The organism is Gordonia sp. SMJS1 (genome assembly GCF_029866425.1).
GTDB classification, from domain to species: Bacteria; Actinomycetota; Actinomycetes; order Mycobacteriales; family Mycobacteriaceae; genus Gordonia; species Gordonia hongkongensis.
In genome coordinates, this window is sequence record NZ_CP123381.1 from 179,356 (window position 1) to 195,580 (window position 16,225).

Annotated in this window: 11 protein-coding genes and 2 pseudogenes; 8 read left to right on the forward strand and 5 right to left on the reverse strand. The window is 68.8% G+C overall.

The features are described 5' to 3' along the window. Nucleotides 1-71: 71 nt before the first annotated feature. Nucleotides 72-830: an SDR family oxidoreductase gene (locus QAD21_RS00875; RefSeq protein ID WP_247450839.1), complete on the forward strand. Its 759-nt coding sequence runs from the start codon at nt 72-74 to the stop codon at nt 828-830. A 312-nt stretch (nt 831-1,142) separates the two neighbouring features. Continuing rightward, nucleotides 1,143-1,820 (forward strand): hypothetical protein, encoded by a 678-nt coding sequence (locus tag QAD21_RS00880; RefSeq protein WP_280361861.1) that lies wholly within the window; start codon nt 1,143-1,145, stop codon nt 1,818-1,820. Nucleotides 1,821-1,909: 89 nt separating this feature from the next. On the opposite strand, the gene arr is transcribed toward QAD21_RS00880, so the two are convergent. The 4 genes from arr to QAD21_RS00900 all read right to left on the reverse strand — a co-directional run bounded on the left by arr (nt 1,910) and on the right by QAD21_RS00900 (nt 5,099). Beyond that, nucleotides 1,910-2,365, reverse strand: coding sequence for an NAD(+)--rifampin ADP-ribosyltransferase (gene arr, locus QAD21_RS00885; protein WP_238994984.1), 456 nt, complete (start codon nt 2,363-2,365; stop codon nt 1,910-1,912). A gap of 163 nt (nt 2,366-2,528) precedes the next feature. Continuing rightward, nucleotides 2,529-2,993, reverse strand: a complete 465-nt coding sequence (locus tag QAD21_RS00890; RefSeq protein WP_280360382.1) for a hypothetical protein — start codon at nt 2,991-2,993, stop codon at nt 2,529-2,531. A 152-nt stretch (nt 2,994-3,145) separates the two neighbouring features. Further along, nucleotides 3,146-4,477, reverse strand: a complete 1,332-nt coding sequence (locus QAD21_RS00895) for an ATP-binding protein (RefSeq protein WP_247450843.1) — start codon at nt 4,475-4,477, stop codon at nt 3,146-3,148. Continuing rightward, entirely contained in the window at nt 4,461-5,099 is a 639-nt protein-coding gene (locus tag QAD21_RS00900; RefSeq protein WP_247450845.1) for a response regulator transcription factor, read from the reverse strand. The genes QAD21_RS00895 and QAD21_RS00900 overlap by 17 nt, the downstream gene beginning before the upstream one ends. A 156-nt stretch (nt 5,100-5,255) precedes the next feature. On the opposite strand from QAD21_RS00900, the gene QAD21_RS00905 reads away from it, so the two are divergent. The 6 genes and pseudogenes from QAD21_RS00905 to QAD21_RS00930 all read left to right on the forward strand — a co-directional run bounded on the left by QAD21_RS00905 (nt 5,256) and on the right by QAD21_RS00930 (nt 14,994). Further along, nucleotides 5,256-6,248 carry a hypothetical protein gene (locus QAD21_RS00905; RefSeq protein WP_205333935.1) on the forward strand — a complete coding sequence of 331 codons (993 nt, stop codon included), beginning with the start codon at nt 5,256-5,258 and terminating at the stop codon, nt 6,246-6,248. A 94-nt stretch (nt 6,249-6,342) separates the two neighbouring features. Further along, nucleotides 6,343-7,757 (forward strand): annotated as a pseudogene (locus QAD21_RS00910) (NAD(P)/FAD-dependent oxidoreductase). Nucleotides 7,758-7,811: 54 nt separating this feature from the next. Next, nucleotides 7,812-10,013: a DUF2254 family protein gene (locus QAD21_RS00915; protein ID WP_280360383.1), complete on the forward strand. Its 2,202-nt coding sequence runs from the start codon at nt 7,812-7,814 to the stop codon at nt 10,011-10,013. A 49-nt stretch (nt 10,014-10,062) separates the two neighbouring features. Next, nucleotides 10,063-12,798 (forward strand): LuxR family transcriptional regulator, encoded by a 2,736-nt coding sequence (locus tag QAD21_RS00920; protein ID WP_280360384.1) that lies wholly within the window; start codon nt 10,063-10,065, stop codon nt 12,796-12,798. A gap of 123 nt (nt 12,799-12,921) precedes the next feature. Next, entirely contained in the window at nt 12,922-13,545 is a 624-nt protein-coding gene (locus tag QAD21_RS00925) for a hypothetical protein (RefSeq protein ID WP_065631305.1), read from the forward strand. A gap of 45 nt (nt 13,546-13,590) precedes the next feature. Then, nucleotides 13,591-14,994 carry a carotenoid oxygenase family protein gene (locus QAD21_RS00930; protein ID WP_280360385.1) on the forward strand — a complete coding sequence of 468 codons (1,404 nt, stop codon included), beginning with the start codon at nt 13,591-13,593 and terminating at the stop codon, nt 14,992-14,994. 18 nt (nt 14,995-15,012) lie between these two features. On the opposite strand, the pseudogene QAD21_RS00935 reads toward QAD21_RS00930, so the two are convergent. Next, a pseudogene (locus QAD21_RS00935) lies at nt 15,013-16,126 on the reverse strand (alpha/beta hydrolase). Nucleotides 16,127-16,225 lie beyond the last annotated feature (99 nt).

The window sequence follows — 16,225 nt, forward strand, 5'->3', positions numbered from 1 at the left end:
GCTATGACCGAAGATCGGGGCGAGGCGACCGCCGCCTTCCTGGAGAAACGAGCACCGAGGTACCGACGACGATGACTTCTGACCTGTTCGATGTGAGTGGTAAGACCGTGCTGGTGACCGGCGGGACGTCGGGTATCGGGGCGATGATCGCCCACGGACTGCACAACCGCGGGGCCCGGGTCCTCATCACCGGTCGCAACGACGACGCGCTCGCCGAGGCGCGCGCCGCGGGACTGACTGCGTTACAGGCGAATCTGTCGACGCCCGAGGGCGCACGAACCCTCGCGCAGCAGGTGGCGTCGGACACCGACACCCTCGACGTCCTGGTGAACAACGCCGGCGCGACCTGGGGTGCGCCCCTCGAAGAGTTCCCGGACTCCGCCTGGGACCGGGTGCTGAAACTCAACGTCCAGACGCCGTTCGTGCTCACGCAGACGCTGCTGCCGTTGCTGACCGGTTCTGCGACGGCCGAGAACCCGTCGCGGGTGATCATGATCGGCAGTGTCGACGGGATCCGGGTGCCGCGCACCGCGTCGTACTCCTACTCGTCGAGCAAGGCGGCCGTCCATCAGCTGACGCGGCATCTCGCGCGGGACCTCGGACCGCGTCACGTCACCGTGAACGCCATTGCGCCCGGGCCTTTCGAGTCCAAGATGATGGCACCGATCCTGGCCGAGCTGGGCGAAGAAGTCGCGGCAGCATCGCCGTTGGGCCGTATCGGTCGAGCCGACGACATGATCGGCACGGTCGTGTACCTCGCCAGCCGCGCCGGCTGTTACCTCACCGGGACGGTCATTCCGGTCGACGGTGGGATTGCGACGACGCTCTGAGTCCACGAGTCCAATTGACGAAATACGGCACACAGTCAACGAAATTCGATGCACAGTCAATGGGATTCGGCGCACAGTCACCGGGTGGTGCGGAATAGGCAGATAGCCGGGATTTCCGGATTTAAAAGCGAACATGCGACATGGTCCACTGATGCACTGTGCGTGCAGGTCAGGTTCGCTGTGTAAAGGTGTTCCTCATTCAGATGCCTTTAATCGCGCTGGTATCTGATTAATCCCTTTGTTAGCTTGCGGGAGTTCGATGGACCCGAACGACAAAGGAGGAAAGAACCAGTGCGAAGAAATCTCATTCGTGTGACGACGGCTGGCGCGACCCTCGGGGTCGCGGCTCTGATCGCTCCCGCGGTGGCAACAGCAGCCCCCGTATCGGAGGCGAACTGTGCCACGGTCTCCACTCCGGCCAATCCGGCGGGGTGGGGCAACACGTTCGGTGACGAGCGCGGCCAGGCCGGCAAGGTGACGGCGACCAATGTTGTTGATCAGGACGGGTCTCTCGAGTTCGTGACGACAGAGCAGACACCGCGCCAGGCGTCGTACAAGAGTGCCGGGCAGCTCAAGCTGACGGAGGCCATCACGAAGCCGCTCACGTTCAACAAGTCCGACGGGCAGGCGAACTGGCAACTCCGCGTGACCGGGGCCAACTCCGGTGAGAGCAATGGATTTGCGACGCTCGTCTGGACCGCGCCGGCTGGTGCGGGCAAGGCGGATGCCGGCGGATCTGACCAGTGGTGGTCCACCCGAGATCTCGGCACGATCAAGAGAGGCACCAACGCCACCCTGGATGATCTGGTGAAGGCCGCCAATTCAGAGGGCCACACCACCGTGGTCGACCACTACGGAATCTCCAGTCAGCCCAACGAAAAGACCGGCAAGGTCAATGTCGACAACGTCTCGTTCAACGGCTGCACCACCAACTTCGCCGCATCGGGTGCCGGCGGAGCCTTCGGATCGCTGGAGAACATCTTTCCCTGATCCGTGAGTTCGACTCTGCAGCAGGCGCTCCGCGGCCGATGACCGGTCGCGGAGCGCCGCCGTCGCGGCGAGAATGTCGTGACGGCCGGCTAGTCGTACAGAACCGCTTCGCCCCGCTGCCGGAGTGCTTCCAATCCTGCGCGGAACTGTCGGAGGTATTCCGGCGAATGTCCCACCCAGTCGATCATCTCGCCGACGACCCGGACCGGCTGGGCGCTCCGGTAGGAATGGGTGGGGTTGCCGGGAAACTTCTTGTCGGTGACGTTCGGATCGTCGTGTACGTCGTCCTGGGGTTCCACGACGTAGACCCGGGGGCGCCCGTCACCCACCGCCATCTCGGCCGCGAGCACCGCGCCGTCGAGCACCTTCGTCATGTAGACGTAGTTCGAGATGTGCTCGCGCCGGTAGTTCGATCGGTGACCGGGGGTCAGGAAGTCGCCCACCCGGAGGTCGGCGCGGGTGCCGTGGAAGTAGGCCCCGGACTCGTGCACCCGGAATCGTTCCGGGGTACCCGCCATGTCGGGGTGGTCTGCACTCTCGGGCATCGATGGCCTCCTGCGTCTCGGTCGTCGTCGAGCGATTGTGCACGGCCACCAGGGCCTTGCGGCAAGCCCCCGTCGTCGACATATGGTGGAAGTGGCGGGGTTCGGGGGCGGGCGACCCGCCCCCGAACCCATCTCCTTCCTCCTTCTCACCACGTGTTCGACCTCACCACTGGTCGAAGCCGACGTTGACCTGTGGGTATCCGGTGTCGATGTGGTTGTTCATCCAGTAGTTCTGGGCGTGGGGTCCCCAGATGCTGCTCATGGCGGTGTTGACGTTGTGGGGGTGGTTGGTGAGTTGGTAGTTGGCGGTGGGGCCGAAGGCGCCGATGCGGTAGATGGCGTTGACGTCGAGGTGGTTGGTGAAGGGTGCGGTGGCGGTGATGGTTTCGGTGGCTCCGGGGTAGAGGATGTGTTGGGGTGCGTTGATCCATTGGCCGCCGTCGGCGTTGGCGCCTTGGAGGTATTCGGGCTTGTCGGTGTGGTTGGTGATGGTCATGGCGACGGTGGGTTCGCCGGGTCGGGTGATGGGTAGGGTGCCGGCGTGGGCTGCGCCGGCGGCGCCGAGGGCGATGCCGGTGGCGGCGACGAGTCCGAGGGTGGCGGTGGCGATGCGGGTGGTGGTTTTCATGGTGGGCTCCGGTGTGGTGTGGGGGTTGTGTTGGTGACACCACTGACTCTGCCGGGGATGGGGCGTGAAGGGATTCCGCTGACCGGGTGATGGGTGGGGTGAACGGCACGTCCACCGATCGGGGGACGCGGTGGCCACGGGCGCTGCGCGCCTCACACCTCGCGGGCGGGAACCTCGACGATCGCGACGGTTCCGCCGCCCGGATGGTTCGACAGCGACAACGTGCCACCGCTTCCCTCGACGCGCACGCGTCGCGAGGCAAGTCCGATGTGGCCCTTGGCTTGTCGTCGACGCATCAACTCGTCGACGTCGATGTCGGCAGGTAACCCGATGCCGTCGTCCACGACGACGAGGCGCGCTCGCCCGTCATCGAACTCGGCGGTGACGTCGACCGTCGTCGCGGACGCGTGTTTGGTCACGTTCGTCAGCAATTCGCGCGCGGTGGCGAACAGCAGCGAGTCGGCGGACGTGCGTAGTTCGGGCGGCCAGCCCGCGGTGTCGACGGAGATCGTCGGGGCACCGGCGCGGCTACCGAACGAGGCGGCGAGGTCGGTGAGGGCCACCGACAGACCGGCCTGTTCGAGAACGGCCGGGTGCAGCTCACTCAGCGTCGAACGCAGCAACTGCGCCGCGTCGCGCAACGCACCGTCCACGCGATCGAGGGTCACCGGATCGGCGGAGTCGCGTAGCGTGGCGAGTTCCTGACGCGCCGCCAGCACATACTGCAGGGCCCCGTCGTGGAGGTTGTCGGCGAGATCTCGGCGTTCGCGTTCCTCGATCTCCATCGTTGCGTCTAGCAGCCGGGCGCGTTCGGCGGCGAGCGCCCCGATGGTCTTCACCCGGGATCGCTGTAGGCGGGACAACAGGATCGCGCCGACGGCCAACGCCGCGACGACGAGGATGCGCAGGACGATCACCGACCACGGCTCGCCGTTCGACGTGCGGGCCAGCATGGAAGAGACGGCGTACACCGCGGTCGTGACGATCACCACGACCGCACAGGTCCTGGGCTGCAACGCGATCGCCGCGATCATCGGCACGAGGACGAATCCGCTGAGGAGAACGTCGGTGGTCCAACTCAATTCGTTGGACTGGCTGGCGGCGACGGCGAGCGCGGTGAGCAGGAGGAGGTCGATCGGCAGCGCGATCCACGAGTACCGGATCATCGCCGATTCATGGCGGACGACCACGACCGCCCCGCCGATGCACCAGGCCGCGTAGAGAATCGCCGTCACGACGCTGAACGTCTCCGCGTGCGCGGGTGGGTCGAGGCTGACGGTCAGCAACACGAACAGCGACAGAGATAGTCGGAGGACCACCTGAATCCGGATGCCACGGATCGCGTGGCCGATCAGGATGTCATGGATCCGCGGCTCGTCGGCGAACTCGTCGAGACCCAGATAGCGTGTCGCCCCCGCGATCTCGACGCTGCCACCGTCGTCGACCCCTGGCTTCGAGGGGTCCGCGCTATTCGAGGAGCCCACGGCGCATCGCCTCGGCGACCGCGGCCGCACGGTCGGACACGCCGAGCTTCTCGTAGAGGCGCTGGGTGTGCGTCTTGACCGTGGACGCACCGATGTAGAGCTCGGCGGCGACCTGTGGAATCGACTGTCCGCGTGCAAATCCCGTGAGCACCTGGCGCTCCCGCTCGCTCAGGGCCGGCGCATCACGCTGGGTCTGCGCGCGGATCTCGCCGGCCAGTCCCGCGGCGAGTTCCGGCGGTACCACCGTCTCTCCCTTGGCCACCCGGGTCACCGCGCCGACGATGTCGTCGCGATCGGCGTCCTTCGACAGATAACCGGCCGCACCCTCCTGCAGCGCCCGGAAGACGATCGGGCCGTCGGTGACCGCGGACAGCAGCAGCACCCGGGTCGGCAACCCGTCGCGTGACACCGCATGGGCGACCTCGACGCCGGTCATGTGCGGCATCTGGTGGTCGACCACCGCGACGTCGGGTTTCTCCCGACGGATCAGCTCGAGCCCGGCCAGACCGTCGGCGGCCTCGCCGACGACCCGTACCCGTCCACTGGCCGCCAGGCCACGGGATACACCGTCGCGGAAGAACGGGTGATCGTCGACGACGACCTTGGTGACGAGGGTGTTCATCGGATCAGGATAGGCGGGGTGAGGACCTGAACCGAGCCGAACAGTGCTCCCGTCCCCGAATGGGTCATACCGAGAGACCACCCCGCGCCGGTCGCGCAACTCGACGCGATTTGGCAACCTCGGATCGGGGACCGATACCGAGGATCGGAGTGGGGGATGTATCGACCGGACCTGCACCTGGGAGCGCTGAGGGGCCCGCTCCCGCGATCGCCGCTGCATGTGCTGCGGACCTATCTGGCGGTGACGACGCTGCTGTACGCGGTGGGCGTGGCTCTCACGCTGTTCCCGACCGACGACTCGGCGACCCTGTCCGACCCGACCGGGGGACTGGTCGCCGTCGTGCTGGGCCTCGCGGCGCTGGGGTGGCTGTCGGTGCGGCCGCAGCGCCCGCTACCGGCCATGATCGCGGCCGGTGTGGCCACCCCCGCGGTGATGGCGTTCCACGAGCTGATCAGTGCCGAGTTCCTCTGCATGATCGCGGCGATGTTCCTGGCGATGTACGTCCGTGCCACTCTTCCGCGTCGGCAGGCGTGGGCGTTCATCGGTGTGCTGACGGCCGGGTGCGTCGTCGCGCTTGCCGTGGCGCCCGCACCGAAGTACCTCAGCACCTACATCGTCGTCGCCGTCGCCATCCCGGCGGCGGCCGAGTCGTTCGGGTTGCTGACGCGGACGCTGCTCACCGCGGTCTGTGCTGACCCGCTGACCGGCGTGTTCAACCGCGCGGGCTGGGAACTCGCGACCGCGGGGCTCCTCGACGGACGGCGGTCGGCCGCGGCGGTCACGGTGATCTCGTGGTCAGTCGACGACTCCGGGACGACCGACGACCCGCGCGAGCGGGAGCAGCGACTGGTTCGCCGGGCCCGGACCTGCGTCGAATTGCTTCCCGCCGATTCCGCCCTGGCACGCCTGGCCGATTCGGAGTTCGCGATCTGCGTGGTGCACGACGACGATGGTCCACCCGGGCAGGCGGCGGCGTTGATCGAGGAGCTGCGTCGACACCTGCCCGATGCCTCACTCGCGGCGTCCACCGCGCCCGCGCCGGCAGCGGACGTCGCCGCCCTACGCGCGCAGGCGTCGTCCCGCCTGGCGTCCGTCAGACGCAGCGAGCCCGGGCCGGCCCGACGTTCCGATCACCCCGACATGCAGTGAGGCGGGCGGCTCATCCGGGCAACCACCATGTCGAGCCCGGCATCGAGTTCTGCGATCGCGGTTGTGCCGGTGCACATCGAATACGATGCCGCTCATGACCTCGGCCATCGTGGTGGGGGCGGGGCCCAACGGGCTCGCCGCCGCCATCACCCTCGCGCAGCGGGGCATCGAGGTGACCGTGCTGGAGGCGGCCGAGACGATCGGTGGTGGTGCCCGCTCGTCCGAGCGAATCCTGCCCGGTCTGCTGCACGACGACGGTGCTGCCGTGCATCCGATCGGGCTGGCGTCGCCGTTCTTCCAGAGTCTCGGACTCGCCGACCACGGCCTGGAATGGGGTTGGCCGGAGATCGACCTCGCACATCCGTTGCCCGACGGCCGGGCCGGCGCCATGATGAACTCGCTGGACGAGACCAGTCGGCTTCTCGGGGTCGACGGCCCACGATGGCGGAGCCTGTTCGGTCCGTTGGCGGAGAACTTCGACGACCTGGCGCAGGAAGTGCTGGGCCCGCTCCTGCACGTGCCGCATCATCTCGGCCCGCTTGCCCGGTTCGGGCCCGCCGCTCTCCTGCCCGCAACCGTCCTGGGACGGGTGTGGCACACGGACGAGGCGGCGGCCTTGTTCGCCGGGAACGCCGCCCATGGGTGGTACCCGCTCACCCGGCCGACCACTTCTGCGTTCGCGCTGATGTTCGCCGCCATCTCGCATCGGTATGGCTGGCCGATCATCAAGGGCGGGACGGCCCGAATGCCGGCGGCCCTCGCCGCGGTGCTGACAACGCTGGGCGGCCGCATCGAAACCGGCCATCGGGTCAGCTCCCTCTCCGACCTCCCACCGGCGGATGTGATCCTGCTCGACCTGGAGCCCGGCGCGGTCGCCGACCTTGCGGGGGACGCACTCCCGAGCCGAGTCCGTAAGGCGTATCGACGGTTTCGGCGGGCGCCGCCGCGGTCAAAATCGACCTCGCCGTCGACGGCGGAATTCCGTGGCGGGACGAGTTCTCCGGTCGGGCGGGCACCGTGCACGTGTGCGGCTCCGCCGCCGAGGTCGTCGCGTCCGAGGCCGAGATCCATCGTGGCCGGATGCCGGAGCGGCCCTTCGTCCTCGTCGCCCAGCAATATCTGGCCGATTCGGCGCGGTCGGTCGGTGACGTCCATCCGGTGTACGTCTATGCACATGTGCCGCATGGCTACAGCGGCGACGCCACGAACGCCGTGCTCGCGCAGCTGGAACGATTCGCGCCGGGGACGCGCGATCGGATCGTCGGGTCCGTCGTGCGCACGCCCGCAGATCTCGCCGCGAGCAATGCCAACCTCGTCGGCGGCGACATCATCGGCGGGGCAAACGATCCCCTCCAGGTCGTGATGCGCCCCCGGATCGCGGCCGACCCGTATGCCACCGGAATCCCGGGTGTCTACATCTGCTCGGCGTCCACGCCACCGGGCGCCGGAGTGCACGGAATGTGTGGCCACAACGCGGCTCTGAGTGCACTGCGCCGGCTCGGCCCGTAGATCAGAGTCGCGATTGCCCGCGAGAACCCCCGGCGCTGCCGCTAGGGTCGGGGGATGACCGGGTGGTTCGATGAGCGGATCGTCGAGACCGGTCGTCTGCCGTTGTTCTTTCTGTTGCTCGCCTTCGTCCTGACCTTCCTGTTCATCCGCTTCAGTGTGCGGATGATCCGCGCTGAGGTCAGTTGGTGGCCGGGCAACGTGACGCCGGGCGGGGTGCATGTGCACCACGCCTTCTTCGGCATGATGGCGATGTTGGTGGCGGGCTTCGGATTCGTCGCGGTCGACCCGCTCCGGACACCGGTGATCGACTGTGTCCTGGCGGCCCTGTTCGGCATCGGAGCGGCGCTCGTGCTCGACGAGTTCGCGCTCATCCTCCACCTGCGCGACGTCTACTGGGCGGAGGAGGGGCGGACGTCGATCGACGCGGTGTTCGTCGCGATCGCCATAGGTCTGCTCTTCCTCCTCGGGTTGCAGCCGTTCGGGGCGTTCGAGGTCGTCGGGGACATCCGAAACGAGAACGGCCTGGTGGCACGGCTGGTCGCGGGGGGTGTCGTCGTGCTCAACGTGCTCCTGGCGATCGTCACCCTGATCAAGGGCAAGGTCTGGACCGGCCTGGTGGGCATGTTCGTCCCGGTCCTGCTGTGGTTCGGTGCCGCGAGACTCGCGCGGCCGCGATCACCATGGGCCCGGTGGCGATACAAGAACCGCCCCCGCAAACTGGCTCGCGCGATCGGGCGTGAGCAGCGATATCGAGAACCGTTGATGCGATGGAAGATCGTCGTGCAGGAGGCGGTGGCGGGGCGTTTCGGGGTGCCCGACGCGCCGGCTCCCGTTCCGGTTCCCCTGCCGGAGTCCGTCCCGACGGCGGTCGGCGTGGTGACCGAGAAGGTACCGAGCGCGCTGGCGACCGCTATCCGATGGCGGCGCACGCGCCGGGCCCTGCGCACGGTCCCGATCTGGCGGCTGCCGGTCGTGCTGGTGACGTTCGCGATCGTCGCCGCGTGGACCACCGTCGGATTCGACGAGCTGCTCGAACTGGAGGTCGACCCGGGAACCCTGGCGACGCTGCTCAGCGTCATCGCCGGTTCGATGGCGACCCTGACCGGTCTCGTGTTCACCGCCGTCACGCTCGCGATGCAGTTCGGGGCGTCGTCGATCTCGGTGCGGGTGATCCCGATGCTGCAGCAGGAACCCGTCATGCGGTGGTCCACCGGCTTCTTCCTCGCGACCTTCGTCTACAGCGTGATCATCGCGATCGACCTGTCGGTCGGGGGTCCGGACGAGCCGACCCCCGGCCTGTCCACGGCAATCGCGTTCATGCTCACGACCGTCAGCGCGTACCTGTTCATCGCGCTCGTCGGGAAGGTCGGGACGATCCTGAACACCTCGCGCCTGCTGCAGTGGATCGCCGACGACGGCCGGTCGGCGATCGTGCGGCAGCTGCCGCCGGCGGACAGGCACGACGAGAGCGCCGCCGCAACCGAGTTCGGTACCCGCTCCGATTCCGACGCGAGCGACGCCGAGCTATTGGGGACCGGCCCGGGCGCGGCGACGGACCCGAATGCGACGGATGAGATGCGAACGCAGATCAGGCTGGGCGAGGTGACCGCGCGGGGGCGGGTCCTGCTGGCGGTCAACGGTGATCGTCTGCGGCGGTACGCGGCGTCGTGGAACGTCCGGATCGACGTGCTCGTCGCCGTCGGCGACCATGTGCCGCACGATCTCCCGGTGATCGAGATCGTCGGTGATCCGACCCATGTGGAGAAGCGCCACGTGCTGGCCTGTCTGCTGTTCGGGGACACCCATCAACCCTCGGTGAGTCCCGCCGCGGCGCTGCAGGCGATCTCGGACATCGCGCTCAAGGCGATGTCGGCTGGGAGCAACGATCCGAGCGTCGTGGTCCAGGCGCTCGACCACACCGAGGACCTGTTGCTCCTGCTGGCTCCGCGGCTTCGCGGCGAACAGTTCTCGAGCGACCCCTCGGTCCGCGGCATCCGGCGCAGCTGGGCGGACTACGTCGCGATCGGGACCGACGAGATCCGACGGCACAGCACCGGCCAGGTTCAGGTGCAACGCCGCCTGCGCGCGCTGTTCGAGTCCCTTCTCGCCGGGTGCGGGCCCGCGCAGCGCGCGCCCGTGGCCGAGCGACTGGCCGTGCTCGACGCGCAGGTCGCCCGCGACTGGTCCGACGACCTCGACCGGCGACTGGCCGCGGCTGCGGACCGGCAGGGATACGGGTCGGAGTTCGGCCGGTGAGGTGAGCAGATGGATCACGCGAATCGGACACAGCCGATACCCTGAGTCCGTGCTCGCGTCCCAGTCCGCCGACCGTCGTGCGGTGGTCGACGAAATGCACGACTTCGTCGCCGCTGCCCAACGCGATTCGGGTTCCGCCCGCCGTGGGGTCGGCGTGATCACCGCCGGCCCGGGCGCCGGAAAGACCCATACGCTCCGGGAACTGGCCTCTGCCACTGATGGTTCCGTTCGCACGGTGCGGGCAGACGAACTGTCGTGGCGCCAACCGTTCGGACTCGCCGGGCAGCTGCTCGGAGTGGATCTGCCGACCCCGGTTCCCGATGGCTTCGACGACGATCTCTACGCGCGCGTGGACACGCTGTGTGCCGACGGGCCGCTCGTGCTCGTCGTCGACGATGCCCACCACGCCGATGCGGCGACCCTGGAACTGTTGTCCCGCCTCGTCCCTGCCACGCGGGTCCTACCGCTGGTGATGCTCCTCGGCCGGCGGCCGCTCCCAGAACGGGATCTGCTGAACCGGTTGGTGGCGCGAGTGGAGGTCGTCGACTGGTCCCTGCCCCCGCTGGGCGCCGACGAGGTCCACCGGATCTCGATCGAGACCGTCGGTGCCGCACCGGACGTCGAACTCTTCGGGCTGCTCGGTGCATCGGGTGGGAACCCGATGCACGTGATCTCGGTGCTGCGCGCGCTGCAGCAGTCGGGCGGTCTGCGGATCGTCGACGGTCACGCGGCGGTCGACGCACGCACCGCGTCGGGGGTACCGAGTGGACTCGAGGACGCGATCGCCGAACACGTCGCCCTCCTCGACGGTCGTGCCCGCGAGCTGACGCAGAAGCTCGCGGTCTGGGGCCGCCCGGCGACGCTCGCGCAACTGGCCGCGGTCGACGCGGTTCCGCCCGCCTCGCTGGTCGGGCCGGCCCAGTCGGCGATCGACGCCGGGATCGTCGGTGTCGACGACGGAGGAGCGTTGCGCTTCACGCACGACCTCTACGCCGACGTCACCTACGGACAACTCGATCCGATGCTGCGCTCGGTGCTGCACGACGCGATCGCCAGCCATCCCAGTACCCGGCACGATCCGCAGTCCGTGGCACATCACCGAATCGCCTCGGGCAGTGACGAAACCGCGATGTTCGCGGCGGTACGCCGCGCCGAGAGCGAACTCGCCAGCACACCGGCGGTCGCGGCGGAACTCCTGGAGACGTTGGCCGGCACCGCACGTCCGTCGGCGGGGGTCAACACCGCACTCGCGCTCGCCCTCGCCCGAACCGGACAACTCGACCGGGCCTCACGCGTCGCCGAGGACGGCATGGGACTGGCGACCGAGATCGCCGAGTTCGCCGAGCTGCATCGGATCCTGTTGTTCGCCCTGATCGCCAAGGGGGACACCGACCGGGTGCGGGACCTGATCGACGAGACCCTGCGACTCCCGGTCGGCGACGACGTCGCCGGCACGCTCACCGACCTGCGGCACTACGTGGGCATCCTCGACGGACGAAGGCCCGCGCCGGACACCCCGTTCTTCGACGTCCAGCGGGACGCGTCCACCCGATCGGTGTCCGGCCTGATCGCCGAGGCACTACGCCGGTTCCTGCGCGGCGAGGTGGAGGAGGCGCTCGGGACCGCGCTGCTCGCCTCGCGTCGGGACGCGGCGGAATCCGCCGGCGGCACACTGTCGACGTCGTCGGCCGACATCTGGCCGTCGCTGATCGAACAGTATGCGCACGGCCCGGCGGCCGCGGCCGACCTGCTCGCGGGTGCCGCCCGGTTGCGATCGAGCCGGGGCGCCGACTGGATGACCGCCTACCACGAGTTCACCCGCGGCGGAATAGCTCTCGGGCTCGGCGACCTCGACGACTCGGCGGCATCTTTCGATGCCGGACTGGATCGCGCGGACTCCGCGGACATGGGCTGGAAGTCGATGGCGGTCGGCGGGCGGGCCATGGTCGACGTGCTGCGCGGCGATCTGGCGGCCGCGTCGACCCGCCTCGACGCGTGGGACGACACGGGACTACCGGACCAGTTCGGTTTCCCGGTGCCCACCCACGCCCGCGCCCTGCTGCTCGAGGCGAACCGGAAACTACGTGCGGCCGCGACGACAGCCGGCAGCGCATGGGACCACGGCCGCCGGTTCGGTCTGTACTCCTGGCTGCCCACCGTCGTTCTCGAGACCGCGCGGATCGGCGCGCGTGCGGGCGACACCGCGCTGCTCGGCAGCATTCTGGACGGGCTCGACGAGTTCCCGGTACCGCCCGCGCGGCCCATGTCCGGGCCCGTCGCGGTGGCCCGCGCGATGTGTTCGGTGGTGCTCCACGACGCGGACCCGTTGACGATCGTGCACGCCGCCGACGAGTACGCCGAGATCGTGCAGGCGGTCGGGGACCGGCAGTCCGAGGCGTGCATGTGGGAGGAAGCCGCGTGCGCGGTCGCCCTTTCGGGAGACCGGGACCGCGCCCGCGAGCTCGCCCGGCGAGCGATGCGACTGACGCGTGCCATGGGAGCAAGCACCAGCTCCGCACGCGTGGCCTCGCGGTTGCGTCCGTTGGGGATTCGGCTCGGCCCCGCGGCACGCGACCGGCCGACCCATGGTTGGGACAGTCTCACCAAGACCGAGACGACCGTCGCCGAACTGGTCGCGGCCGGCATGAGCGGCGGCGAGATCGCCGACCGACTGTTCATCTCGACCCGCACGGTGCAGACCCACGTCTCCCACGCCCTCGCCAAACTCGGCCTGCGCACCCGCGTCGAACTCGCCGCGTTCGTCGTGGGTCGGCAGCAGAACTGAGCATCGTCGCACGGTTGGCGCAGTTTTCTCCGTCATGACGCAGATGTACGCGTCATCGGTACGGCGGACAGTGGGTGTACCCCCAACGAGGACCCACCTCGGCCGTACCGAAGGAGACCACCCGTGAACGCCAAATCGATGATCTTGGGACTCGCCCCCTGGTTCGTGTTCGCCTGGGCGGCCGAACGCCTGGGTGCCGACCACGTCACGCTCGCCGCGATCGCCGCCTGCGCGCTGGCCCTGGCCGTCACCATCTACGAGGCCGTCCGCACCGGCGGCGGTTGGAAGATCATCGACGTCGCCGGGGTCGTCCTGTTCGGCGTCATCGCGCTCATCGGCATCGTCGGTGATACTCAGGTCGACGAAGCGCTCGTGTTCTTCGGTCGCGGTGGTTCGGCGTTCGTCCTCGCCGCGGTCATGGCCGTGTCCGCGTTCACGGTCCCGTTCACCGAGCAGTACGCCCGCGAGACCGTCGATCCCGCCCTGTGGCACTCACCCGTGTTCCGCGCGAAGAACCGCCAGATCAGCCTCTTGTGGGCCGGGGCGATCGCACTCATGGGCTGCTCGCACATCGTTGCCGGATTGCTGGCGTCGTCGGCGTCGGTGTCCGGCAGCCACCCGGGCAACATCCTGCTCAACTGGGTCGTGCCGATCGCGCTGATCGTGTTCGCGGTCAAGCGGACCCGGGCAATCGCCGACGCCGCGCCCAGCGCACCCGCCGCCTCCACCGCCCCGACCGCCGGCTGACCCCCGCGGCACAGCCCTCCTACCGACCCGTCCGAAGGACATCCGATGACCATCGCCACGCCCCCCACGCCCGCCATCGTCGACCTCGCGCATCACGCCCACCTCACCGGTGTGTACGCCCCGCAGCGGGAGGAGGTCGATGTCACCGACCTGCCCGTCCGCGGCGAGATCCCCGCGGATATGCGCGGCAGCTACCTGCGTAACGGCCCCAATCCGCGTTTCGATCCCATCGGATCGTTCGTCTATCCCCTCGACGGTGACGGCATGGTGCACCGGATCAGCATCGACGGCGGTCGCGTCGGGTACACCAACCGCTTCGTCCGGACCCCGATGGTCATCGCGGAAGAGGCTGCCGGACATGCACTCTGGTCCGGGCTCACCGACGGGTACACGCCACCCGCGAGTGTTGTCGGGGACGAACTCGCCGGCACCTACCGCGAACTGCCCGACATCAACATCGTCCGCCACGGCGGACGGTTGATGGCGATGGCCGAATCCGACCAGCCCTACCTGCTCGAGCCGTCGACACTGGCGACGCTGGCCAAGACCGACTGCGACGGCGCGATGCGGGTCGGCAGTACCGCGCACCCGAAGATCGACCCGGCCACCGGCGAGATGGTGTTGTTCAACTACAGCCTCGAAGCGCCGTATCTCACCTGGTCGATCGTGAATCCGGACGGGACGGCGGCAACCGGGCCCAACCCGGTCGACGGTCTGGACAAGTCGGTCATGATCCACGACATGGCCCTCACGTCGCGGTATCTCGTACTCTTCGTGTGCCCGTTGATCTTCGACCTCGAAGCCGCGATGACCGGTGGCTCGCTGCTGTCCTGGCAACCCGACGACGGCACGCGCATCGCCCTCATCCCGCGCGACGGCGGCCCGGTGCGCTGGGTCCAGACCGACCCGTTCTGGGTGTGGCACTTCGCCAACGCCTTCGACGGTCCGGGCCCCGACGACGGTGTCACCGTCGACTACGTGGAATGGAGCTACCCGGGTGGCTTCGCCGCCGAACCCCGGCCGGCGACGTCGGCGCTCACCCGCGCGATCATCCGCCCGGATGGCACCATCACCCGGAACACGATCAGCGACAACGCCTTCAACATGGAGTTCCCGCGAGTCGACGACCGGTTACTCACCCGGGACCACCATCGCGTGGCAACGGTGGCGAAGGGACCCCGCGACACCGATGCCACCGACAGTCTCTGGTTCCACGATCTCTCCGCCGGCACCGAGACCTTCTGGAGTCCCGGAACCGCGATCGGCGAGCCGATCTACATCCCGGGCGCCGAACGCGATCACTGGGGCGCGATCGGCACCGACCCCGCCGACATGCGTTCGTATTTCTACCTTCTCGCCGCCGACGAGCCGACGGCCGGGCCGGTTGCTACCGTCGAACTCCCGATCCGCGTCCCCGCCGGGCTGCACGGCGCGTGGCTCGCGGACTGACCCCCTGACAAACCCACCCTATTTCCGTAAACCCATCCCGTCGGAGCGTGCTGGGTTTGTGGAAAAGGGGTGGGTTTGCGAGTCGGAAGGAACCGGCGCGGTCACCTCGACGAACCGCGCCGCGATGTCGATGGCCGACCGCGCCTCGGCCGACAGGCGGGGTATCAGTTGGAAGATGTGACCCTGGTCCGGCCAGGCCTGGATCACCGACAACCCCGTCCGGCGCCGTGATCTCGTCGTGGGTGGCCCGGGCGTCGGCCCCCATCACCTCGCGCGCCCCGTATTGGATGAGCGTCTTGGGCAGGGTCATGTCCGGGGTGAGACGGACGCGCATCCGTGGATGATCGGGGTCGGCGGTCCGGGTGTAGAGCCGCAGGATCTTGCGGGCGGACATCGCGTCGATGATCGGGTCCCGCACCCCGGTTCGCTGATTACGCACGGCCAGTTGAAAAGTCGGGTCGTAGAGCGGTGAGAACAGCACCATCGAACCCGGCTGCGGGGTCCCGGTGGCGTGGTTGACGGCGAGCAGGTCGAGCGCCAGGTGGCCGCCGGCGGAGTCACCCGCGACCACGATGTCCTCGGCGCGGTACCCCTGGGACAGCAGCCAGCGATAGCCGCGGACGGCGTCGTTGCCCGCGCACGGCCAGGCGTGCTCGGGGGCGAGCCGGTAGTCCAGGCTGAAGGCGGGCAGCCCGGTCTTGTTGCCGAGCCGGCCGACCAGGCCCCGGTGCGTTCGCGGCGAGCACACCACGTACCCGCTCCCGTGCATGTAATACAGAATTCGCGAACCGGGGTCCGGCGCGCTCGCCTGCCGGCCGATCACCCATTCGCCGCGCACCTGCCCACCCCGGAAGTTCTCGCGCACGATCTCCACCCGGGTGTTGGCCGGAGGCGGGTTGATCCGCTCGATGGTCCGGTTCAGTCCCGGGCGCGTCCGCTGGATCATCTGCGCGGTGACGCGGGGGTGGCTGACCCCGGCCGCGGTCATCATCGGCCAGGTGACGCGGGCCAGATAGGCGTTGACCGCTCGGGAACGCCGCGAACCGTACGGATCGACGCCCAGGCGGCCGAACGGATGCGCGAGGAGATCGGCTTCCGAGGTGGGCTCATCGGCCGGTACGGTGACGCTCATCACCTGACGGTAGTGGCTCGACGACGTGCGGGTGCGGGATCGGTCAGGGCGAGACCCGGCCGCAATCGGGCCGCGACCGTCGACGCTCCCGAAACGCCG